Origin of the sequence: Nakamurella flava (genome assembly GCF_005298075.1) — a bacterium.
Taxonomy (GTDB): domain Bacteria; phylum Actinomycetota; class Actinomycetes; order Mycobacteriales; family Nakamurellaceae; genus Nakamurella; species Nakamurella flava.
Genome location: NZ_SZZH01000001.1, coordinates 2,243,105 through 2,264,923, shown reverse-complemented (window position 1 = coordinate 2,264,923; position 21,819 = coordinate 2,243,105). Strand labels below are relative to the sequence as shown.

The window sequence follows — 21,819 nt, the reverse complement described above, 5'->3', positions numbered from 1 at the left end:
CGGATGACGATCGACGGGAAGCACTACATCAACGAGCGCGTGTCGCTCCCCGAGCTGGCACGACCGAGTTGCCAGCTGGAGGGCTACACCTTTGAGGAGTGCGAGCTCGACGGTCCAGCCGTCCTAATGCTGTTCGGCGACATCGTGATGGTGGGTAACGCCCACTTCCCGCAAGCGCGCTTCGAGCAGTACCTATGGCCGGCGTTGCCAGATGACATTCCGCCGTTGCTCGGCGGCATCCTGGTCAGGGACTGCCGGTTCCTGCGGTGCACGCTCAATTTCATCGGCATGACCACCCCAGCCCGTGCCCACGCGGATCTCGAACGTCACATGCGCGGCGGCCAGATCGGCTGGAACTAAAGGGTGCCACTCAGACCCGAATGTGTTGTCGTGCATGTCGAAACGGACCTGCGCCTGATTGACCGACATGTCTTGCGTCCTATCCGTTGATCCGGGTGATGTGGGCGGTGAGCGCGGTCAGCAGCTCGGGAGTGAGGGTGGTGCCGTGGGCCCAGTCGAACCGGTCGACGTGCCGGGCGCCGGCTGGGGCGACCTCGGCCAGAGCGCGGGCCATCATCCCGGCCGAGCTGGTGTCGTTGTAGTCGGTGGCGATACCGCTGGAGTAGCCGGGGTTTTCGCCGCCGACCCGGAAGCCGTGCCGGTCGGCCAGGGTCTTGATCGTGCGCAGCGACCCGAACCGCGAGTAGGTGGTCGAGTCCAGCGGGACGTTGATGTCGGCGTCCGACGGGACCCGGTCCAGCGTGGTCGCCTCGCCCACGCTGCTGGCCCACAGCATGATCTGGTTCGGGGCCCGGTACGGCCCGACGGTGATCTCGTCGGCGACCAGGTGCCAGGCCACACCCCGAGCCGACACCCGGGTCTGCGGCAGTAGGTCGGCCAGGTCGGCGGCCAGGCCCTGCGGCTTGGACCCGACACCGGGCATGGGCCACAGGAACGTCCCCCGGAACCCGCGCGCGTTGAGCAGGTTCGCGATCGCGTTGTGCCGCTGCACCAAAGACCGGACATACCAGCGGTGCTGGACGGTCCGCTGATCCAGCGTCAGCCCCGCGGTGCCGCCCACCCAGCCCGGGAACGGGGCGGGATCCTGATCGCCGGCCAGCCCGGCGCCGCCGTTCTGGACGTGCGGGGCGTGCCACCACAACCGGGTCGACGGGTTCTCCGGATACAGCACCTCGGAGCGGTGCGCGGTGACCCGGATCGCGTCGACCTTCGACAGGTCGACGGCGTCGGCCATCTTGTTCAGGTAGTCCTGGCACCAAGCCCACCCGTCGGCCGACCAGACCATGTCGATCATGTCGCCGCCGCCGGCGTACTTGCCGAGCAGCCCGTCGTGGGAGACGAACCGGATGTCCTTCTCGCCGGACGACCCGAGCGGGCGGGTCGCGGCCAGGGCGGCCGGCTGGTAGTGCATCCCGAGGCCGATGGTGGTGCGGAACCCCAGGGTGCGGAACTGGTCGAGCTTGGTCAGGACCGCGTCCAGAGATGCCGAGTCGATCGCCCCGAACGGTGTCGGGTAGAGCGAACTCATCCGCCACTCCTGCATGGCGTCGGTGATCTTCCCGGCCCGGTAGGTGGGCAGCACGGTCGCCGAGTTGCCCACGCTGTTGGTGTTCAGCGTGCCCACCCGCAGCGGCGCCTGCGGGACCGGCTCCGGGCCCGGCAGCGGGATCGGCGCGTTGATCACTGGTAGAGCCTTGCCCGACGGCTGTTCCTGCGTCCACCGCAGGTGCGAGGCGAACGGGACCTGCACGGTCGCCGACGACGTCGACGTGCCATCGGTGACCGACACCGCGAACTCCAGCGACTGGGGGCTATCGGCGCCTGCCCACTTCCCCTTGGAGTCGTAGATCGGTTGCGGCAAAGTCAGGGGAACCACGCCGTACCGGATGTTCCCGGACCCGGGCAGCCCGCCGGGGACGGCCGGGCCGCCGGTTTGCTCGAACGCATACCCGGTGATCGACCCCGAGGAGCCGGCCGCGGTGATGGAGAACCGCTGCCCCGGTTCGAGCTTCCCCGCCGGGGACACGGTGAGGATCGCGCCCAGGACGTCGTTGTTCTCCGACAGCGACAGCGACGCCAGCCGCGGCCGGACCTGCGTCGCCGGCACGACGCCGTCGGCTTCCAGCGATAGGCCCAGCAACCGCGGCTTTGTCGCCGGCTCGGCCGCCTCCAGCGTCAAAGCCAGCAGCCGGGCGCGCTGCAGCGGCACCTCGGTCAGCGACAACTCCTGGAGTCGCGTCGCGGTGGGCACCTCAGGCCACGTTCTCGATGTCGACCATCAGCCCGTACCGCTTGACGTCGTTCGGGCCGGCCGCGGCGATGGCGGTCAGCGCGTCCTGCGGGAAGCCGTAGGTCTCGCTGGTCTGCGCGGTGATCCCCGAACGGGTGTAGGAGAAGATCACCGTCCCGTCGTCGGTCATCCACGTGAACTTGCGGCCGTATGAACCGCCGCCAACCAGGTCGTGAACCGCCTTGTAGTCCAGGCCGGTCGGGCCGACCGGCCCGAACCGGACCCGGGCCTTGCTGGCCGAGGACAGCAGGAACTCCAGCCCGGTCGCCAGGTCCCCGTCGGTCAGCGCGGTCTTCGCGCCGGCCGCCGTGTTCGGCGGCCCACCGAACACGGTGACCCCGTCCAGGATCACCTCCTGGACGATCGTCGGGGTCTTGGGCGCCGGGTAGATCCCGAACGCCAGCGTCGACGTCGTGGCCGCGCCGCCACCGTTCGGGGTCACCGTCAGCAGCGCCCGGTAGTAGCCCACCGACGGCAGCACCGCCGTCGAGTTCACCGTGACGTTGGCCGAGCCGATCCCCGTCGGAGCCCCGGAGATCGCCGGATCCGCCGCGCCGTCCGGCTTCAGCTGCCAGGTGATGGTCGCCGACGCGATCGTGTCCCCGGAGATGGCCGCGGTCCACTGCAGCGGCACGCCCGGGGTGCTGTACCCGGCCGGGTACATCTGCCGTTCCTGGTGGCCACGGGAGATGGTCGCGGTCGGGGCAGCGACATCGGTGCGGGCGATCCAGTCGCCGTACCCGATGATCACCTTCTTGAGCTTGTAGGACAGACCGGTCGACGCCGTGCCGACGCCGCCGCGCATCGAGTTGACCTGCGTCGCCGTCGGCACCGACGCCGTCACCGACAGGGGCTGCTGGGTAGCCGGGGACCCGGACAGAACCGTGGCCGGCGTGGCCGATCCCTTCACGTAGACGTTGAGCGTCGCCGTCTGCGCCGATGCCTGGTAGCGGAACTGCACCAGGTACCGAACCCCTGCGGTGATCGCGGCGGGCGCGGTGAAGTCCGTGCTCGTTGCGTTGTTCCGGATACGCATTCGGCCAGCCGGGGAGCCAGCCGCCAGCTGGATGTTGAGGTTGACCGCGCCCGAGCCGTAGGCGTCGTCGGAGAACAGCTGGAACAGCGTGCACGTCGTCGAGGGCAGGTTGTCGAACTCGATTTCGAACTGGATCGCGAAGTCGCCCTGCGCGCCGGTCCATGTGTCGTAGGCCCAGATCGTGCCGGTCGAGCCCTGCGACAGCTGGTAGACCTTGTCGCCGTCGTCGGTGGCGTAGGTGAACGACGCGCCGGTTCCGACGTCGCCCGAGTTCAGGCGGGACCAGTTGTGCGCCGGCGTACCGGCCAGCACCGTCGCCCCGTCAGCCTGGGTGCTCGGCTCGTGGGTGCGGATGATCGTTGCAACCATGGGTGTGTTGTCCTGTCTCTCAGCCGAACCGGATGCCGTTGCGGCCGAACGGCAGCAACTGCCCGTCCTGGCCGTTGTAGAAGTCCGCGGGGTCGTCCCAGCGGAAGGTCTGATACCAGGGCGCGGCGCCGGCGGGATGGCCGGTCGGGCGGCCGTAGATGTCGACGACGCCGGGCATCGCGGCCAGCGAGGTCACGTCGTTGATCCGGACCGGGTACTGGTTCAGGTTTGCGAAGGAGTCCGTCGCGCCCCACGGGAACCAGCCCGGCCCGAACTCCCAGTCGTAGGCAGTGAACTGGATCGAGGGGTAGGCCTTGCGCTGCTCCTGCAGGCCCATGTTCCCGCCGCGGACGTAGATGTCGTGCATCAGGTAGGTCGTCGGGTCCGGCAGCTGGTTCTCGAGCTGGAGCACCAAAAACCCGCTGCCGTTGGCCGAGTACTGGCCATCCATCTGCCGACGCGTCCCGACCGCGGTGTTGGGCCGGGCCTGGCCTGGGCGCTGCCCGCCGTCCGGCAGTCCCCGCTTCGGGTTGTCGCCCCATCCGCGGGTGCCCTGTCCCGCGCCCGGTGTGCCGGCCACCGGGACCGGGATGCCGAGACCAGTTGGGTCGTAGTCGTAGTCGTACGCGTCAGTGGTTAGCAGACCCGTGGACCAGAAGTGCACCCCGTCGCCGGCCCACCGGTTCGTGGACGGATCGTAGGTGTGAGACCCCCTGCCGCCGTGACCCTCGCAGCCGTCGGAGTGGTTGCCGTCGCCGTGGCCGTAGTCCACCCACGAGGTGGACCCGCCCATGTCTGCGGTTGATCGGGCGACCGCGCCCGACGTCGAGCTCTGGTAGCCGGCGCCGTTCCAGTACCACGGTGAATGGCTCGCGTAGTAGGGGCCCGGGAAGTAGACCAGCGCCTCAGCGCGGGACCCCACGACCTCGACGTTCGTTCCCCAGCTGTACCCCTTCTTGGTGTACGGGCCCCACGCGTCCACGCACCACACCGCGTGGACCCGCTCGCACTTGTGCAGGCTTCCCTTGAACGCGTTCAGCCGAGGCTGCGGGAACCGCGGCGCGACCGTCACGTCCAGGAACACCGACTGTTGCCGGGTCGTCGGGTTGTCGAAATCCCACACCGCTGACTCGTTCCCGATGAATGATTTCGGGCCGAGGCTGATGACGTTCTCCAGGTGCACCGGGTACGGCGGGTTCACGAACCGGCCGTAAACGATGGCGTTCTGGATGGTCAGCGACGAGATTCCCGTTGGCCACTGGAAGTCCTGGGTGTCCGGGGAGTTCCACTCGTTCAGGTCGGCCATGCGGTTCCGGGCGCCGGCCTGCGACTGTCGATAGTCCGCGGGCACCACCGACGGCAGCTTGTACTTGCCGTACAACGCCGGCAGGGACGACCTATCGATCCCGGGTGAGACCACCGGGCCGCCCAGCCCGTTAGCCTCCAGCGACAGCTGGAGCAGCCGGGCCGTGGTCCGGGCCGGCGTCTCCGGCTTGAGCAGCACCGCAGCCCGGTCCCGCGCGACGGCGTACATCTGCCCGTTGATCGCCCGCACCTGCCACGGCTGATCCAGGATGGGCTGGCTCATGCGTTCAGGACTCCGAGCCAGTCGTCACCCTTGCTCCGGTCGATCCACGGCAGTGGCATCGGCCCGCCCTTCTGCAGAATCGGGCGGTTGCCGGCCTCCGCTGGGCGGGTCGACGGGCCCGTCTCGCCCAGCGGGACGATGAGGGTGTACTGGATGTTGGACAGTGCGGTGTTGGAGACCTTCGAGTCCAGCTGCTGCTGGATGTTGTCCGGCACCGACGGGTTCTGAGCCAGCGCTTCCGCGATCCGCTGATCGACGAACGTCTGCGTGGCCACCACCGAGCCATCGCCGGTCAGCACGTTGCCGTTGCTGTCGACCTTGGCCCTGTTGGCCACGGCCAGCTGCACGTCCAGGATGGTCGCCGCCCCGCCGGTTCCGGTGCCGTCGACCGGGACGCTGGAGGACCACCCGGTCCCGTCGTAGGACCACACCTTCTCAGCCACCGGCGATCTCCTTGCGTTCGGCGCAGTCAGCGCACTGGACCAGATGGACGGTCGCCTCGGCGCCGACGACCCGCAGGACGTAGCCCCACCGCACGTCGATCGGCGGGCCGGCCAGCTCGAGCGAACGGGCCTGACCGTCACCGGCGACCAGGTCGACCCGGCCGCCGTCGGCGGTGAACGTCGCGTCCACGACGTCGCCCGCCCAGTCGAGGCCGCCGCGGACCGTGACCTGCTTGAGGCGGCGGACTCTCACAGCAGCGGGGTGGTGTTGATGACGTTGATCTCCTGCGTCCCGATGATCGACAGCTCATGCCGATGCTGGGACAGGTACGCCCCGGTCGGGGCGCCACCCGACCAGTAGATGTAGGCCACGCAGGTCGGGAAGTTGGCCTTGAGCGCGAGGATCTTGTTCCTGATCGCCGTCGCTCGGGGGGAGCCCGCGGCGATCTCCGTGTCCTTGATCCCGGACTCGCCGACGATGAAGGGCTTCCCGGCGACGGCCGCGTTCGCCGCGTCCCGGGTCGTCCAGACCGACGGCGCCTGATTCGGGTCGTACTCGTGCATCGACGCCACGTCGATGTACGGGCTGTTGTTCAGCAGCCGGGCGCCGGTGTCATTGCCGTAGGCCGACATGCACCCGGTGGAGATCAGATGCTTGTCGCCCAACGTGTTCCGCACGTATGCGCCGACCTCGTCGAGGAAGGATCGGAACAGCTGATCCGGCGGCGGCTCGTTGCACCACTCGTACATGCCGATGACCGGCTCGTTCTTGTACCGCTGCACCACCGGGGTCAGCCACTTATCCCGCCAGCCGCCGGTCTTCCAACCGCCGGAGAAGAACGCCGTCGGGTTCGGCCCGCAGTAGGGCTCCCCGCAGCCGTCCATGTTGTCCGACAGGGTCAGGATGAACTTGTGCCCGTAGGGGCGGGCCGCGGCCACGAGCTGGTCCATCTTGGCCAGGTCCCAGCCGCCGAAGGTGAAGAACCGGTAGATGCTGCCGGGGGTGGCGTTCTGGAACAGGGTCGTCATCTGGGCGACCGTCGGCGGCAGACCGATCTCCGAGCCGCAGCCGTTCCACCATGGCAGGTTGATACCGGTTGCGCGCCAGTTCTTCCCGTCGACCTGGAGCTTGTCGCCGACCCGGGTCAGGAACCCCGTCGGTGCCGGGGTGGTGCCTCCGCTGCTGCCACCGGTGCTGGGGTTCGGGTTGGTGTTGCTGGTGCCGGCCGCTGCGGCGACCAGCTTGATCCCGTCGACCTCGGCGACCGTCCCGACCGCCGCCGAGTTCTTCGTCGCCGTCGAGGTGATCTCGATGGTGTGCGAGCCCGCCGACAGCGGCCCGGACTTCCACACCTCGACGCTGTACGCCTCGGTGGCGGCGTACAGGTCCACGCTGACCGCGGTCCCACCGTCCAGGCGCAGCGACATGATCCCGTGGTGCGGTGCCTTCTTGCAGATCAGCGCCGCGGTGCCGTTCGCCAGGGACGTCCACGTGTAGGTGGCCTTCTCCCCGGCGACCTGGGCGTAGTGGTCGCTGGACCCATAGGTCAGAACGTCGTCCCCGGAGATCCACCCCGAGGTGTACGTCAGCTCCTTGTCGTCGATCGTGATGTCGACACCGCCCGTGCCGGTGACGATCTGCTCCCGCCACTTGTCCCCAGCCCGCAGGGTGTACCCGGCGATCTTCGGGTCACGGGCACCGATGAACTCGTGCAACGGACGGGACGTGTCGTAGACGCCGTAGCTCGTGCCGTTGGTCGACAGATCGCCCTCCGTCCACTTCAGCACCTGCGCGGACGCCGACGCTGACGCTCCCAGCGAGGCCAGCACGTCGGCCAGGCCGTCGATGTCGGTGATGCTGTGCCGGTGCGTCGACGGCGGGAACGTGTCCGGCTCGCCCGTGACCTTGTCCCACCCGATCGTCAGGGAGGACAGGTCAGAGATCTGCGACAGCTGATGCTGATGCGACGTCTTCGGTGCGTCGATCGACGACCGGAACGCGGCCTGTCGGTCAGCCAGGGTCGCCCCTGTCGCGGTGATCGCCGTCTTGCCCGGCTCGGTGACGTCCGTCAGATCGCCGACGTCGAGTGTGCCGGCCGGGACCCCGCCCGCGGAGAGGGTGGCGATGGCGGCCTCGGCCGCGGTCAGGCGCGCCATCCATGCCGGGGTCGGGGTCTGGCTGACCTCGGTCAGCGTGTCCGGGTCCACCCGGGACAGATCCTCGAACCGCAGCACCGTGGAAGCCGCGCCGGACGGCACGAGCACGTAGTCGACGCTGGTCTGCTTGGACGGGTAGGACCCCTTGGGCTTGATGTACCCGCGGATCACCAGGCAGTTCTTGTCGGTCGCCTCGACGACGGGCAGATCCGCCTCGACCGCGACGCCCTTGACGACCACCTTGAACTCGTCTGCCGCGGCGTCCTGCAGCTGGCCCAGCGTCCCGAACGCGGTCCGCTTCAGAAACGCCACCGTGTACACGCCGGTCGCGATCTTCGGGTCCGCGACCCCGTCGATGACCAGCGGCGCGAACCGCACCTTCCGGTAGGGCATGTCAGCGGACCGGCTTATTCACGGTGACGTAGATGCCGAACGGCACCCCGATCACGGCGAGCGCACCGCCGACGGCGTACAGCACGGACGACACCGTGCCGTCGACGAACGGCGCGACCGTGGTGGAGATCAGCGCCAGCGTCGAGATGACCGCGCCGGCCATCGCCTTCTGCGGGCCGGTGAACTCCGGCGGCGGGGTCGGCTCGTGCACCAGCTCGACCGAGCCCCACTGGGCTGGCGCGGCGACGGCGTCCTTCAGGTCGGCGCTGGCCGGCAGGGTGTTCGGGTTTTCGCTCATGGGGTCCTCCGGGTAGACGAAACCCCCGGCCGCGGCGGCGGTCCCGGGGGTTGGCTGGGGGTGATGGGGTTGGGGCGGGTGTCAGGCCTTGGCGCCGAGGAGGGTGTCGAGCTTGGCCAGGATCTCCGCTTGGTTGGCCTCGACTCGGATGAGTTTCTGCTCGACGTTCTCCAGCGTGGTCTTGGTGTCGCTGGCGTACAGCCAGAACGGGACCTCGCGGGGGCCGACCTTCTTGTCGAGCACGCCCGAGACGATGTCCTCCTTGAGCTTGGCGAACTCGGTGCGCAGATCGCCGAGGGCCTTGTCGTACTCCTGGTCCGCCATCGCGGTTCTCCTCTCAGATGGCTGCGGCGAAGAACCGCAGCCAGTCGGTGGCGCTCATCGCTGGCGCCGGTGGGGTCAGCCCGAACAGGGCCATGAGTTCGTCGGCCAGGCCCTCGTTGGGGCGGTAGTTGGCGCCGTCGCCGAATTCGCCCACTGGATGCGGGTAGCGATGTCACCTCGGGTGTTCGCCGGGTCGAGGAACGATCTCGTCTTGGCGTAGGTGGACCCGCGCAGGAAGATCCGCGTCGACTCGTCCACCGCCATCAGGGCGGCGACCCCGGCGCGGTCCGGCGAGGCGTACCCGTACATAAGCCGCTGCTGGAACATGCCGATGCTGTCGGCCGTCGTCCACGCCTCGCCGGCCACCCGGTCGTGGGGGAATTCCTGCGAGAGCGCGGCCAGCGCGCGCCATTTCAGCGGGACGTCGGTGCGGGTGGTGCGGCCGTTGTTGGCGTGGATCAGCAGCGACGATTCCTCGAACGCGCACATCAGCGCCGCCTTGACCGCTTCCAGACCGAACGGCCGGGCGGCCCGGGCGATCGTCGACGCTCGCCGGACCTGCAGCTCGGTCAGGTCGGACAGACGGGGCGGCTGGTCGGCCATCAGGCCATCGCCGCCACGAAGAACCGCATCCAGTCCGCCGCGTCGACCTGGACGCCGCCGGCCGTCCGGGAGAGCGCGGCGCGCAGGTCGACGGGCCCCTGCGGGAGGAACCCGCACCGGCCGGCGCGGACCGCCGCCTCGATGACCTGCGAGCGACGGATGATCCCGGGCCACTGGGCGATCCGCTTGTTCCCCGGGCACGGCTTCTTGTTGTCCTTGCTCCACCGGTCCGGGCCAACGTAGATGTTCGGTCCCTCGCCGGACGTCGCGCGGCTCGGGATCCCGTGCCCGTGCATGCCGTGGGCCCGGTCCCGCGTCGAGGTCACCGTCCGGGCCGGGATGCCCAGGACGATTGCGTCCCAGGCGATGATGTCTGCGATCCGCTCGCACTCCTCGTCAGTCCACGTGCCCTCAGGGCGGGCGTCCGCTCCGCGGTTGACGTCGTCGTAGGTGGCGGTGCCTACGTTCAGGCCGTCCCAGGTCTCCCAGGTGACGCCGCCCCGCTCGTTCCCGTCGAGCATTCCGTAGGCGATCCGGTCGAAGTCCTTGTACTGGGCCGCGGTCCCGTCCTTGGCGACGTACCCGTGCAGGGTGTTCTCCTGCTCGACGTACGAGCGGACCCCCTCGATGCCGGCGTTGGTGATGCACCCGTGGAAGCTGACCGTGGTCGGGCCGTTGTTGGGGCCCTGATCCTTCCCGGCCGACATCCAATAGGCGCCGGGGTATCGAGGTGTCATCACTTCTCCTTCGGTCGGGCGCCGCGGGTCGCGCGGATGCGAGTGATCAGGCCGTAGTTCAGCCAGGACAGGGCGACCATCAGCACCCACATGCGCGGCGCGGGCGGTACGGCCAGGACGTGTGATTCGGCGGTGCCGTAGGCCACGGCCAGCAGGACGCCGGCCACGCCGAGACGGGTCACCGCGAACCCCTCGGTCAGAGGTGTGTCCCGCCACCCAGCTCGGGAGGACAGCACGACCAGCGTGGTGGCGGTCAGCGCCAGGGCGACGATTACTACCCGAACGACCAGGGTTACGTCCATCAGATGCTCGCCGGGTTCTGCGGCCGGTCCGGCCAGTCCGGGCGACGCTCTACCCGGATGCCGTTCTGAGTCAGTACAGCTCGAAGATCACGCACTTCCTCGTCGAGGATTCGGATCACCTTGGACGACCATTCCAGTTCCCTCCGGGTGATCTCACGGTCAGCGCGGTGCTCCCGGCGCAAGTTCTCCAGGTCCTCCTGGACGTTGTCGTACGAGGAAGTCTTGGCCTGCTGAGCCCGATCGGCGGCGGCCACCTCCGACGCCCGCCGCCGCTCCGCGGCCTCAGATGCCCGCCGGGCCGCGTCTTCCCGCTCTTTCGCGGCCAATTGCCGGCGGACCTGCCACACCGTTACGCCGGCCGCGATGACCGCCACCACTGTGGACAGCAGCGCCCCGATGATCACCCCGACGGTCGGGTCCAGGCCCGGGCTGTCAGTCATTCCGTCGGCTCCGGCCGCCGCCACGGCATCGACACCACACCCGGCGGGATCATCAGCGTCACCGCGACGCCCAGGCCGACCGCCCACCACAGCCACGCGTTGCCAAAGGTGCTGACGAACCGGTCGGACGGGCGGACCGCCGCGCCGGCCGCGTAGAACATCCCCCACAGCACCGGCATCCCCACAGCGATCCCGTGCCACGGCTTCATCGGCCACTGCCGGGCCGCGGCCACGGCGAGCACACCGCACGTCCCGGCCCACAGCACGGCGTACACCCACGGGGGCAGCAGGGCGGCGATGTTCCGCAGCCCGTACGGCAGTGGCTCGTCGTCGAAGGCATAGACGATGCCGCGGGAACCGCAGATCACCGCCAACGACAACAGGAGCCAGGTGCGGAGGTCGAGCCAGCTGCCATGCGCGACCAGGGGCCGCGCGGCGGACACCCGCCGGTACACGCCGGCCGCGCGCTGCGACACCCACCTGGCGCCGGTCACGTCAGTGGCTTACTAGGCCCGTGGGCGATCCAGGAGACGTCGAGGTAGACCTTCCCGGCGATCGACCCGTCGGCGTTCTTGACCGACACGTGGAAGTTGTCCTTCGTGGTGTACCCGGCCTTGATGTAAGGCCGCACCGTCAGGGGCGGGGCGCCTGTGTCCGTCGTCGCGTGCGAGCACGTCACCACCGGGGTGCGGCCGCTGTCGAACGGCTTGGGGAACGGGATCAGCATCAGCCCGGTCGGCTCCGTGGTCCCGCCGTACACGTCGGACTGGGTTTCCATGTCACCGGTCATCAGGCGGACCGCTGAATCGGCCGACCGCTGCAGGAATGCGCCCAGCCCGTCGACCCAGAAGAGCGTCCCCCGCTTCTGAGCGGTCGACAGCGCCGCGAACGCGGTGTTCTTGGCGTCCAGGGTCGCGAACTTGGCCATGACCTTGTCGTCCAACCAGGCCGACAGGGCATCGCTGAACAAGCGGATCGACGCCGGATCGTCCTTCAGCCACCTGGTGGCCCCCGACCACACCCGACTAAACGGCAACGGGATTCGCCCCCTTCACGAAGAGATCCAAGATGACGGGACGTGCGCCCATCATCAGCAGCACGACCTGCGCGCCCTCCTTGAGGCGGCCCGCGCGGGCCCGGTCGTTCAGTAGCTCGAGCCAGTCACAGTCGATGGACCGACCGCCGATCTGCACCCACACCCGCCCGGCCGCGGTGATGACACCGGCGTTCGTGCGTAGCGTCTCGACCTGCGTCACGGTGGCCACCATCGCGAACGGGGACGGCTCGTCCCCGGCCAACGCGGCGGCCAGCTCGGCGGCTGCCTCGCTCACTCCAGCTCCCCGGTGTTCGTGCTGACGGTGTCGATCTGCTGCGGACCGCCGTCCAACGTCAGCGGCGTCTGGATGGACTGCAACTGCACGACCTGCACCCCGTTCGACAGGGTCGGGGCGTAGGCGCTGTCACCGCCGGAGCGGGTCGGGTCCGGCACCGCGGTGTACGACCATTTCGTCGCGGCCGCCGACACCCGCTCCAAGATCCGCTGCCCCGCCGACACCGCCTGGGACTGCGTGGTGATCAGCGGCGAGGAGTAGCCGTAGACCCGCCACCGCGGCCGCACCGACGACCCCAGCCGCCACGGCGACGCCGGGTGCTTCGGGTCGGTCAGCGCCACCCGCACTCGGACGTCGACATTGGACGCGGAAGACTCGACGTCGACGGCGTTGTAGACCTTCGCCCATTCCGGGGTCCACACCATCGACGTCACCGACCCGCGAAGGTCCGTCGTCGGGGTACCGATCCGGCGGGCGTCCTGCACGACCGGCCGGCCGGTGCGGTCCAGGGACACCTCGGCGCTGATCGACCGGGCCGCCGACCCGATCCACTCGTCACGCTGCTTGTCGATGAACACCGGTTCCCGCTCGGCCGTGCTCGTGGCCCGGACGTCGACATCGCCCAGGCCGGCCTCCCGGATGGCCCACTCGATCTGATCGCTGATCCGACCGCCCGGCGAGATGATCGGCAGCGGCCACTTGCCCTCGCTGATCCACGACCAGTAGTCCTCGGCGCTGATCGGGGCACCCGACCACGGCCGCCCCTGCGGCGGGGGCGGCACCGGGTACCGGCCCATCGGGCACCACCACGTCGTCGTCCGGTTGAGCTTGACCCCGCGGTACGGGCGGAGCTCCACCGACTGCATGGCCAACCAACGACGCCACGCCGGCGACGCCGGCGGAGTCAGCGACAGCGACCACCGGGGGCCGGCCGTCACCCAATCCTCGGTGACCGAGCCCTGCGAGTACGGGGCCCGTTCAGTCTGCTGGACCCCGTCGGCCCACACCTCGACCCGGAACACCGCCCGGTGCGGGGACTTGATCGCCCGTGCCCACCGCTCCGGGTCCCACTCCCGGTCGTCCACCGGCTGATGCATCACGCGGTCCGGTTGTTGACCTGCATGTCCAGGTCGGTGGCGTACGCCGCGGCGACGCCTCCCTCGGTCAGGCCGTTCGCCAGCGCCCACGCGTGCACGTCGCCGTCGGTCCAGATCGGCATCAGCTCGGCATCCGGGTCGGCCGACTCATCCAGCGTCAGGACGACGTCGTCGTACGGCCACCACGCCCGGCCGGGGTTGGCCCACTCGTCTCGGGTGACTTGCGCCCACATCCACTTGACCCGCCACCCCGGCCCAGGGGTGATGAGCAGAAGCACGGTGTCGGAGTCCAGCAGCCGCCACAGCGGTTGCTCGTCGAGCACCCGCACCGTCGCGGTGACACCCGTGCCGCCACGCCCGCCGTCGCTGACGAAGATCGGTTTCGGGTTGTCACCGTTCGACCCGTCGGACACCGGCTGGAACTTCGCGGCCCGGGTCTCCCGCTGCCGGGACGAGAGGTTGACCACCTCGTCCAGGCGGACGGCCGTCGTCGGCTCGGACGGCGGCACCAGCCACGAGAACTCCGAGTACACCGTTCCCACCGTCGACGCCGACCCGGCGGAGGACTGCACCCGCCACGTGACGTCCACGTTGTAGGGGGCGTGGATGTCGGTCTCCACCCACGCACCGGCGATCAGGTACGGGCGCGAAGAGGAGATCACCCGGTGCTCGCTGCCGTCCGGGTGGACCCGCCACACCTCCAGCGGCACCGTCCCCAGCTGATCGCTTGTCACGGTCAGCCGCATCCCCGGCGGCAGATCCGGGTCGTCGAACGGGGACAGCGAGATCGCGACGCTCACAGCGTTCGCGCCTTCTCGCGCCGGTACTCCCGGGCCACCTCTGTCAGCCGGCCGTCGACCACCTGGAACGTGCGGCGGTCCAGCACGTCCCCGTCGAGCTGCAGACGGATGTCGAACACCTGGGTGCCGCCGCCCCCGCCCCCGCCGCCGCGGGACGGCCAGATGGCCATGCCGCCCAGCTCGTCGACGGCCTGGCTCGCGAAGCCCCGGTTACGGGTCTCCTGCCCCGACTTCATCGAGATGTAGTACTCCTTGCCGGTCGCCTGCTCGGCCCACGTCAGACCAGCGCCGCGGCCGTCCATGACCGTGGACGTCCCGCGCCCACCAATCAGCCGGCCGTCCGCGGCATGCACGACGCCGCCGTTCTCCCGGAACGGGTTGATGTTGTTGATGGCCTGCTGGACCTGCGCGATGCCCTGCTGAACCACCTGGATGGTGACCGTCTTCTGGCTCGGGATGTTCGCGATGCCGAGCGTCACGTCCCGCACGATGCCGGAGACCAAGTCGTTGGCGTTCAGCGTGCTCGTCTTGGACGACGGGATCGAGTTGACCGCCCCGGCGACCCCGCCCGCCGCGTCCGCCGCCTCCTTCGCCCGGATCGCGTCGTACGCCGTCCGGACGTTCCCGGGGATCAGGCCCTGCGCGTCGGCGAGCTGCTCGGCCGCGACCTCGCCGACACCGGCCGCCTTCGCCGACTCGATGAACTGGGCTCGCTGCTCGGTCATCTTGCCCGTGGCCGCGACGACCGCGGCCTCGTAGTTCGACATCCCGCCGGCGCCGTCGAACGCCCGTTGGGTCATGCCCTGCGCGGAGTCGGCCAGCTGGTCCAGGGAGTCGGCCTGCTTGTCGCTGGCATCCGCGGCCGCCGCCTGCGCCTCGGTCAGCGCCCGGGTCGCGGCGTCGTACTCCGAGCCCGAGCTGGTCCCCGCGGCGGTCAACTCGTTGACCTTGGCCTGGGCTTCGGCCTGGGCGACGTCGGCGTCGTACCGATCCCGGGCCGCCGCGGCGACCGCCCGGATGGTTGCCTCGTGCGCTCGGGACGCCTGCTCAGCCGAGATCGTGTTCCCGGCCAGGGTGTCCAGGCCGATCTGCAGCAGTTGCAGAGCCGCGTCGAACTCGGAGCTGGCCGACGCGCCGTCCTGGAGCGCCTGAGCCAGCGGTGACGCCCCGGCCGTAGCGCCGTCGGCCGCCGCCTTGATCGCGTCGATCTGGGGCGCGGACAGGCCGGCCTCGGTGCCCATGCGCTGAATCTCGTCAGCGGACAGCCCGGACACGGTGGCCAGCGCCATGATCCGGTCGAATGCGGCCTCAGCCGAGTTGCCGAAGTCGCCGGCAGTGGTGGCGGCGTCGGCCTGAGCGGTCTTCAGCTGGTCGGTCGCCTCACCGGCCTGCAAGAGGACCCCGTCGAGCTGATTCACCGGGCCCTGCGCCTGCTGCATGGCCGCCGTGAACTGGTCCATGATCGACGTCGCGTCGCCCGTGTTCCCGGACTGGCGCGCCACCGAATCCGCGTACGCCGACACCTGCGATGTGACGGTCGACCAGTCCCCGGACCGGATGGCGGTGGCCAGGTCTTCCTGGGACACCTTCGCCCCGTCGAGCACCCCGGCCAGCGACTTGAACGCCCCGTCGCTGCCGAGCGCGGCGGTCTGGGCGGCGGTGATCTGCCGAGCCAGCTCCTCCTGCGCCTGCGCGTTCCCGGTGGCCGCGTCCGCGTAGAGATCGAGGGAGATCCCGGCGTTCCGCAGGGTGTCCGCGACCCCGGTCGCCTGCGCCTGCTGCAGCACGGTCGCCCGGGTGTTTTCCGTGATCGCCCCGGTCGCCGAGTCGAGGCTGGCCTTCAGGTCGTCGAACCGGGTCTTCTGGTCGGCCAGGGCGCTCTCCGCCCGGTCGGACTCGTCGGTCAGGAACGCCATCGCCGTGGTGATCCCGATGAGCAACAGCCCGATGGGGCCGAGGCTGACCAGCATTCCGCGGGCTGCGACCCCGATGCCGACGATGGCGGCCTGGAGCGCTACCGCGCCGGCGGCGATGGTCGACCAGCTGGCCCAGACGGCCACCGCGGCGCCGATGGCGAACAGTGGGCCGGGCAGGTCCATCACGAACTGGATGCCGCCCTGCAGGATGCCGAACAGGAAGGACAGTGCGTCAGCGGCGATCCGGATGAACGGCGCGACCCCCTCGCCAGCTGCCGACGCGGTGCCCTGCAGGGACCGCCACAACGTCTCGAACGACCCTTGCAGCGACCCGCCTACGGTGGCGTCCAGCTCCTGCGCGGCGCCGTTGATCTTGCCGTAGGCGGATTCGAATTCGGTTGCGGCAGAATCGATGTCGATTCCGGCGATGGCCTTCTGCATGTCCTCGGCCTTGGTACCGAAGATCCCGACCGCGATGCTGCTCCGGGTGGCCGGGTCCTCGACCGCGTTGAGCCGGTCGATGATGACGTCGAAGGTGGCCTTCGCCGCGTCGCCCCCCTTGGACACCTGGCCCAGGGCCTGCTCGAAATTCAACCCCAGGTCGGTGATCGCCTTGCGGGAGTCGCCGGCCTGCAGGCGCAGCAGCATCTCCTTCAGCGAGTCGGCGACGACGTCGGCGTCCCGGGCGCCGGCCTGCAGGCCCTGCGACAGGACGCCGAGGGCGTCCTTCCCGTCCAGGCCGATGGACCGGAAGATCGTGCTGTACTCGTCGAAGGTGTCGAGCAGATCGTCGGCGGCGTTCACCGGGGACTGCAGGCCCTTCGTCACGATGTCGAGGGCCTCCTGGGCGTTCGCCGCCAGGCCGGTCTTCATCAGCTGACCGACCGAGCGGGTCACCGCGCCCAGGTCCTCATCGAACACCTTGGACAGCGAAAGTACCTGTCCTGTAATGGATTCCAGGACATCGTTCGACACGTCGCCCATGCCGCCGATGTTCTTGACCACCGACGAGATGGCCGACCCGACCTCGTCCAGCGACTCCCCGTAGTTCTTCGAGAACAGGCTGCCGGCGGCCTTGCCGTAGCGGGCGGCGTCCTTCTCCGTGGCGCCGAGGGTGGCCTGGATCTTGCGGGTCACGGTGTCGGACTCGAACGCCGCGGCGATGGCGATCGCCAGGCCCGCGCCGATCGCCGCGCCGGCCGCGGCGGCTGCCGCGCCACCACGGCCGGCGAACCCGGTGATCTTGTCCAGTACCGACGAGAGCCCGCCGTCGACGCCGGAGTCGTCGATGCCGATCGTGCCCTGCAGCTCGCCGATGTTGAAGGGCACGACCGGTCACCCCCTCTCTGTCTTGGCGGCCTTCTCGGCCTTCTCGCGCCTCTCCCGGGCGACTTGGATGTCCGCCCTGACGCGGGCCGCGGCGACGCTGTTCGGGTGGAACGGGAGGTTCTCGACGCGCTTCCGCAGCCACGGGCCCGACCGGTCGTCCCGACCTGGCCCGGCGACGTCGAACCCGTAGATCGCGTGGACGTCGATCTCCACCAGATCCGGCAGGTCCCAGAGCTTGCGGATCGTGAACTGCTCGTCCTCGGGCGGGGCGGTCAGCCGCTCGAGGATTTCCGGGGGGAGCTGGTACGACGCGAAGACGCCTTCCGAGGTGCAGGGCCCGACCCCGTACGGCGCGAGTTCTTCGCGGGTCGGGCGCCCGGTTTTCCCACCGGTACGACGCCCGTCTTGTAGATCTCCAGGGCCACCTCCTCGCCGGAGATGTGCCAGTGCTGCGCGGTGGCCGATGCGAGCAGGTAGTGCGGCTTACTAACCCCGTCGGCCAGCATCTGCTCGGCCACCGGACCCAGCGGCAACGCCAGCATGTCCTCGGCCGACAGCGGACCGTTCATCAGCCGCTCGATCCGCTGCCGCAGCCCGACGTCCTCAGTGACCGTCGCGGCCACCTCGGACGCCGGAGCCTTGGCCAGCCGCAGCAGCCGCTGCTTCCCGATCGCCGTCCACACCCGGTCCAGCGCGAGCAGATCGAACAGCTCACCCGCAGTGCACGGCGGGATGCGGTACTCCCGGACTTGCCCATCCCGGCCGGGGAAGTGCAGGACCAGGTCGTCCGCGGCGGCCGCGACCGGCGCCCCGAAGTCGGGCATCAGACGATCGTGAACGCCAGCGGCGTGGTGTCGGGACCCTGCGGGGTGGCGACGGTGATCGGCTTCGACCCGGTGCTGCCCGTGACGACGGCGCGGATCTCGGTGTCCCCGATGACCTTGAACAGCTCGGACTCGGTCGACCCGAACTTCACGCTGGTGGCCCCAGCGAACCCAGTGCCGGTGATGATGACCCGGACACCAGCCGCGGCCGACGCCACGTTCACCGAGGTGGCGTCCGGAACGATCGCGGCGCCCATCGGGTTGGCCACCTTCACCCCCGCGCCCTGCACGGACAGAGTGAAGTTGTCCACGCCCTTGTCGGCCGCCGCGCCGCCCTGCTCGTCCCAGGTGACGTCCACGATGTACACCGTGGCCTGCTCGGTCCGGTCGACCGCGTTGAAGATCATGACCTGCGCGAGCTTGTTCTGCTCGGCCGAGTCCTTCAGCCGTTTCGTGGCCGCGTTGTCCGCCGGGTCGGCGAAGATCTCCCGCTGCCACACCCCGGAGATCTCTCGGCTGGACGCGACCTTCTTGTCCCGCTTGTTCACGAGACCCGTGTTCACGTCGGCGTTGTGGTACGCGGTGGCGTCGATCTTGTCCCACGACGGGGCGCCCGGGGTCAGGTTGGTAATGCCGAACGCGTCAGCCCAGACAGGCGTGACCTGGCTCGCCAGGGACGGGTCGTAGGCCAGGTTCACGCGCAGGCGCTTCGCGGACGCCAGCTGCAGCACGCCGGCCGACGTCGGTGCGAGAACAGGTGCGGTCATGGGGTTCCCTCCATCGGGGCGGTTGGGTCAGATGCTGTGGACCGGCGCAACCGCGCCGACCCGGGAACAGGTCAGGTCGAAGGTGTCGAAGAGGACGGGCCGGGACTGCTCGTCGAGAGCGGGCGGCCCGGAGATCAGCTGACGAAACGCGGACGAGACGACGACCCCGCCGACGGTGCGGGGCCCGATCCAAGTCAGGGCATCCCGGATGGCCTGCCGCCGGTCGCTCAGCGGGTCACTGCCGGACGCGGCGTCCCCGCGGATCGTCAGCTGCACCGACACCGTCGTCTGCCCGGTGCTGGCCTCCACGCTCGGGTCGCCGGTCTCGTACGTCACCACGCCGACCACGGCGTCGGTGGTGCTCGGCTTAAGCACGCCGGCCACGACCGGGCAGCCCAGGTCGAGGCCGGCCAGCAGGTCCCGAACGCCGCGCCGCAGCTTGGTCTCCGTCGACGGCGACAGAGGGCTCATCCGCCGGTCCGGGACTTGATGTCGTCAGCGATCTGCTGACCGGCGACCTGGGCGCGGCGACGGCCGGCGACCTCCGCGAACTTCGGGCCACCCCCTCCGGGGTGCCGGTAGCCGGTGCTCTCGTGCTGGATGACGGCGTAGTCCCGGGGCAGACCGTCGCCCCACCCGACCGCGGCCGTGGTGTTCTCCACCCTGACCTGGCCCGAGCGGCGCAGCGCCCCAGTGTCTTTCGGGGCCAGCGCGTTGCCCTCGTCCAGCCACTGCTCGGCCTGCTCCCGCACGGCGTCCGGGATGGCCTCGCGCACCTGCCCGGCCCACTCCTTGATCCCGTTGATCAGCTGCGACGGGTCCCACCCACCCGGCGTGGTCACTGGCACATCACCCGCACACCCTTGAGGTCCGGGTCGCCGCGGCTGACCATCACGGAGATGGCCACCGTGTCCGGGTGCTGCGACTCGGGCAGGTCGATCAGCGCGCCGGCGTTGACCTTTCCGGCCGCCGACAGCGGCAGGTGCACCGTCACCGTGGACGTCACCTCGGCGCCGGTCGCGTCCCGGGTGAGGGTGACGTCCTCCCGGACCATCCCCATCAGCGCAGTCCGCGCCGCCCAGGACTGCGCATCAGACGTCGGATCTTCGTTCGTCAGCCGACGGACCCCGACCGGGTCGGAGTACCAGTCCTCGAACATCTCAGACCGGCCAACGCGGCAGGCGTTCAGCAGGGTCCGGGTACCGCCCCGGCTCCGGAAACGCGCCGACGGCTGCGACGACCGGCGGGCCCCCTCCGGTCGCCGCGGCTGCGCAGATCGCCTGCAGCTCGGTGATCTGCTCGGGCCAGAACAGCGCCCGTGGCAGGTCTTTCGTGTCCGACGACGTCGACCGATCGCCCATTGCCTTGGACTGCGAGACGCCCGGCAGCAGATTGCGGGTCTTGTACCGGCGCACGACGACGTCGATCAGCACGCCCTTGGCGGCCTTCTCGAACTCGCCGGTCAGGGTGTGCAGGCTGGGGGCGAAGATGGACGCCCGGGCGGTGACCGTGCCGATGTCCGCCTGCGCCCACGCCTGGTCGACGCCGTCGCCCAGGCCCAGCTCGTCAGGAGTGATCAGCACGGCCGCCGCCCTTCTCGATCAGTCCGCGTCGCCGGCCGCGGCCCGGCGCCGGGTCTTGGGTGCCGGGTCATCGCCGCCCTCGACCTTGACCAGCTCGGCCGCGGCGAGCCGTTCCTTCTCCTCGGCCGGGACACCGGCCGGGAGCACGGCGCCGCGGTAGTAGTAGCTCTCGCCGTATGGCGTGCCGTCGCGAGCGACGACAACCGGCGCGGTCACCACGTAGTCGCCGGCGGCCATCAGACGCCGGTCCCGGTGATTTGGATGCCGGCGTTGGGCTCCACCACGACGGGCACGGTGACCCGGCGGACCCGGATCCGGTAGCCGTCACGGTCGTCCGAGCCCTGCAGGCGGCTCACCTTCGCCTCGATGCCGGTCGGCCCGGCCGAGGTGTAGCCGGGGGACTGCAGATCCTCGTCGGCCATGCCGCCGAGCTGCTCCCGGTCGACCAGCAGCGGATTGACGGTCGGGGAGTGCGCGGACCGGGTCCACGACAGGCCCAGGACATCCGGGATGACACCGGAGGACAGGACCGGGTTGGCGGCCTCGCGGGGCAGCAGACCGTCCTTGATCAGGGCAGCCACCACCTTGGCGTACTGCACCGGGGTGAGCACGACAGTGTCGAGGTCGAACCCATCCTCGAGCTGCTCGGTGTCGGCCTTGGCCAGCAGGACGTCGGTGATGATCTGCGCACCCGAGGTCCACGCCCCGGTGGCGGCCCGGGTGCGGGTGATCTTCGAGGCGATGACGGCCAGGGCCACCGAGTCGACGTACCGGACGTTCGAGTTGATCAGCCGGGACAGCAGCCGGTTGACGGGGTCGATCAGCATGCGCTTGATGGCCTCGTCGTAGACCTCGCCGTCACGGCCCCACTTCACCGTCCGGGCCATCGCCAGGGTGCCCTGACCGACGGTGTCCAGCGGGTACTCGCCGCCGACGCCGACGGCTTCGGGGTCGCTGTCGGCGAAGACGGGCTCGCCGTTGGGGTACAGGATCGCGCCGCCTTCGGCCGTGTACCGGCCGGTCAGCAGGTAGTCCGCGACGTACCGGTTCAGGGCCAGGTCGCGGACCCGACGCGCGATCAGGCTCGGGTTCTTCAGCAGGTAGTGCACCTGCGTCGCGGTGAGGTCCGGGCTCAGGGTCGCCGCGGGGGGCGGGTAGGTGATGGGCATGA

At 69.9% G+C, this 21,819-nt stretch carries 28 protein-coding genes; 1 reads left to right on the top strand and 27 read right to left on the bottom strand.

Features of this window, described 5'->3' with window-relative positions; translation table 11 throughout:
• Positions 1-3 precede the first annotated feature (3 nt).
• Positions 4-360 (top strand): hypothetical protein, encoded by a 357-nt coding sequence (locus FDO65_RS10215; RefSeq protein ID WP_137449194.1) that lies wholly within the window; start codon positions 4-6, stop codon positions 358-360.
• Positions 361-439: 79 nt separating this feature from the next.
• Here FDO65_RS10215 and FDO65_RS10210 read toward each other — a convergent pair whose 3' ends face one another.
• From FDO65_RS10210 to FDO65_RS22505, 27 genes are all read right to left on the bottom strand, one after another.
• On the bottom strand, positions 440-2,272 hold the full coding sequence (locus FDO65_RS10210; protein WP_137449193.1) for a hypothetical protein: 1,833 nt from the start codon (positions 2,270-2,272) through the stop codon (positions 440-442).
• Between the two features lies 1 nt (position 2,273).
• Positions 2,274-3,716 (bottom strand): hypothetical protein, encoded by a 1,443-nt coding sequence (locus tag FDO65_RS10205; protein ID WP_137449192.1) that lies wholly within the window; start codon positions 3,714-3,716, stop codon positions 2,274-2,276.
• A 19-nt stretch (positions 3,717-3,735) separates the two neighbouring features.
• The gene (locus FDO65_RS10200; RefSeq protein ID WP_137449191.1) at positions 3,736-5,304 is read right to left on the bottom strand and encodes a hypothetical protein; all 1,569 of its coding nucleotides are present in this window, start codon (positions 5,302-5,304) and stop codon (positions 3,736-3,738) included.
• Positions 5,301-5,747: a hypothetical protein gene (locus FDO65_RS10195; RefSeq protein ID WP_137449190.1), complete on the bottom strand. Its 447-nt coding sequence runs from the start codon at positions 5,745-5,747 to the stop codon at positions 5,301-5,303. The genes FDO65_RS10200 and FDO65_RS10195 overlap by 4 nt, the downstream gene beginning before the upstream one ends.
• Complete coding sequence (locus FDO65_RS10190; RefSeq protein ID WP_137449189.1) at positions 5,740-6,000, bottom strand: hypothetical protein; 261 nt, start codon at positions 5,998-6,000, stop codon at positions 5,740-5,742. Before FDO65_RS10190 ends, FDO65_RS10195 begins: the two co-directional genes overlap by 8 nt.
• On the bottom strand, positions 5,997-8,297 hold the full coding sequence (locus FDO65_RS10185) for a glycoside hydrolase 5 family protein (protein WP_137449188.1): 2,301 nt from the start codon (positions 8,295-8,297) through the stop codon (positions 5,997-5,999). The genes FDO65_RS10190 and FDO65_RS10185 overlap by 4 nt, the downstream gene beginning before the upstream one ends.
• Before the next feature lies 1 nt (position 8,298).
• Entirely contained in the window at positions 8,299-8,595 is a 297-nt protein-coding gene (locus FDO65_RS10180) for a hypothetical protein (RefSeq protein WP_137449187.1), read from the bottom strand.
• 81 nt (positions 8,596-8,676) lie between these two features.
• Positions 8,677-8,919, bottom strand: coding sequence for a hypothetical protein (locus tag FDO65_RS10175; protein WP_137449186.1), 243 nt, complete (start codon positions 8,917-8,919; stop codon positions 8,677-8,679).
• A 75-nt stretch (positions 8,920-8,994) separates the two neighbouring features.
• Positions 8,995-9,522 carry a hypothetical protein gene (locus FDO65_RS10170; RefSeq protein WP_137449185.1) on the bottom strand — a complete coding sequence of 176 codons (528 nt, stop codon included), beginning with the start codon at positions 9,520-9,522 and terminating at the stop codon, positions 8,995-8,997.
• Positions 9,522-10,259 carry a hypothetical protein gene (locus FDO65_RS10165; protein WP_137449184.1) on the bottom strand — a complete coding sequence of 246 codons (738 nt, stop codon included), beginning with the start codon at positions 10,257-10,259 and terminating at the stop codon, positions 9,522-9,524. The genes FDO65_RS10170 and FDO65_RS10165 overlap by 1 nt, the downstream gene beginning before the upstream one ends.
• Positions 10,259-10,561 (bottom strand): hypothetical protein, encoded by a 303-nt coding sequence (locus tag FDO65_RS10160; protein WP_137449183.1) that lies wholly within the window; start codon positions 10,559-10,561, stop codon positions 10,259-10,261. Before FDO65_RS10160 ends, FDO65_RS10165 begins: the two co-directional genes overlap by 1 nt.
• Complete coding sequence (locus FDO65_RS10155; protein WP_137449182.1) at positions 10,561-11,025, bottom strand: hypothetical protein; 465 nt, start codon at positions 11,023-11,025, stop codon at positions 10,561-10,563. The genes FDO65_RS10160 and FDO65_RS10155 overlap by 1 nt, the downstream gene beginning before the upstream one ends.
• Positions 10,998-11,495, bottom strand: a complete 498-nt coding sequence (locus FDO65_RS10150) for a hypothetical protein (protein ID WP_137449181.1) — start codon at positions 11,493-11,495, stop codon at positions 10,998-11,000. The genes FDO65_RS10155 and FDO65_RS10150 overlap by 28 nt, the downstream gene beginning before the upstream one ends.
• Positions 11,492-11,971: a hypothetical protein gene (locus FDO65_RS10145; RefSeq protein ID WP_137449180.1), complete on the bottom strand. Its 480-nt coding sequence runs from the start codon at positions 11,969-11,971 to the stop codon at positions 11,492-11,494. Before FDO65_RS10145 ends, FDO65_RS10150 begins: the two co-directional genes overlap by 4 nt.
• Positions 11,972-12,026: 55 nt before the next feature.
• Positions 12,027-12,332, bottom strand: a complete 306-nt coding sequence (locus tag FDO65_RS10140; protein ID WP_137449179.1) for a hypothetical protein — start codon at positions 12,330-12,332, stop codon at positions 12,027-12,029.
• Entirely contained in the window at positions 12,329-13,429 is a 1,101-nt protein-coding gene (locus FDO65_RS10135; protein WP_137449178.1) for a hypothetical protein, read from the bottom strand. Before FDO65_RS10135 ends, FDO65_RS10140 begins: the two co-directional genes overlap by 4 nt.
• Positions 13,429-14,229, bottom strand: coding sequence for a hypothetical protein (locus FDO65_RS10130; RefSeq protein ID WP_137449177.1), 801 nt, complete (start codon positions 14,227-14,229; stop codon positions 13,429-13,431). The genes FDO65_RS10135 and FDO65_RS10130 overlap by 1 nt, the downstream gene beginning before the upstream one ends.
• Complete coding sequence (locus FDO65_RS10125) at positions 14,226-17,474, bottom strand: phage tail tape measure protein (protein ID WP_137449176.1); 3,249 nt, start codon at positions 17,472-17,474, stop codon at positions 14,226-14,228. Before FDO65_RS10125 ends, FDO65_RS10130 begins: the two co-directional genes overlap by 4 nt.
• Before the next feature lie 6 nt (positions 17,475-17,480).
• Positions 17,481-17,687: a hypothetical protein gene (locus tag FDO65_RS10120; protein WP_137449175.1), complete on the bottom strand. Its 207-nt coding sequence runs from the start codon at positions 17,685-17,687 to the stop codon at positions 17,481-17,483.
• 59 nt (positions 17,688-17,746) lie between these two features.
• Entirely contained in the window at positions 17,747-18,298 is a 552-nt protein-coding gene (locus tag FDO65_RS10115) for a DUF7426 family protein (RefSeq protein ID WP_137449174.1), read from the bottom strand.
• Positions 18,298-19,065 carry an IPT/TIG domain-containing protein gene (locus tag FDO65_RS10110; RefSeq protein WP_137449173.1) on the bottom strand — a complete coding sequence of 256 codons (768 nt, stop codon included), beginning with the start codon at positions 19,063-19,065 and terminating at the stop codon, positions 18,298-18,300. The genes FDO65_RS10115 and FDO65_RS10110 overlap by 1 nt, the downstream gene beginning before the upstream one ends.
• Positions 19,066-19,092: 27 nt before the next feature.
• Positions 19,093-19,536, bottom strand: a complete 444-nt coding sequence (locus tag FDO65_RS10105) for a hypothetical protein (RefSeq protein WP_137449172.1) — start codon at positions 19,534-19,536, stop codon at positions 19,093-19,095.
• Complete coding sequence (locus tag FDO65_RS10100) at positions 19,533-19,907, bottom strand: HK97 gp10 family phage protein (RefSeq protein WP_137449171.1); 375 nt, start codon at positions 19,905-19,907, stop codon at positions 19,533-19,535. The genes FDO65_RS10105 and FDO65_RS10100 overlap by 4 nt, the downstream gene beginning before the upstream one ends.
• Positions 19,904-20,224: a hypothetical protein gene (locus tag FDO65_RS10095; RefSeq protein ID WP_137449170.1), complete on the bottom strand. Its 321-nt coding sequence runs from the start codon at positions 20,222-20,224 to the stop codon at positions 19,904-19,906. The genes FDO65_RS10100 and FDO65_RS10095 overlap by 4 nt, the downstream gene beginning before the upstream one ends.
• Before the next feature lies 1 nt (position 20,225).
• Entirely contained in the window at positions 20,226-20,648 is a 423-nt protein-coding gene (locus tag FDO65_RS10090; protein ID WP_137449169.1) for a hypothetical protein, read from the bottom strand.
• Positions 20,649-20,666: 18 nt separating this feature from the next.
• Entirely contained in the window at positions 20,667-20,885 is a 219-nt protein-coding gene (locus FDO65_RS10085; protein WP_137449168.1) for a hypothetical protein, read from the bottom strand.
• Positions 20,885-21,817 (bottom strand): phage major capsid protein, encoded by a 933-nt coding sequence (locus FDO65_RS22505; protein ID WP_205849883.1) that lies wholly within the window; start codon positions 21,815-21,817, stop codon positions 20,885-20,887. The genes FDO65_RS10085 and FDO65_RS22505 overlap by 1 nt, the downstream gene beginning before the upstream one ends.
• Between the last annotated feature and the right edge of the window lie 2 nt (positions 21,818-21,819).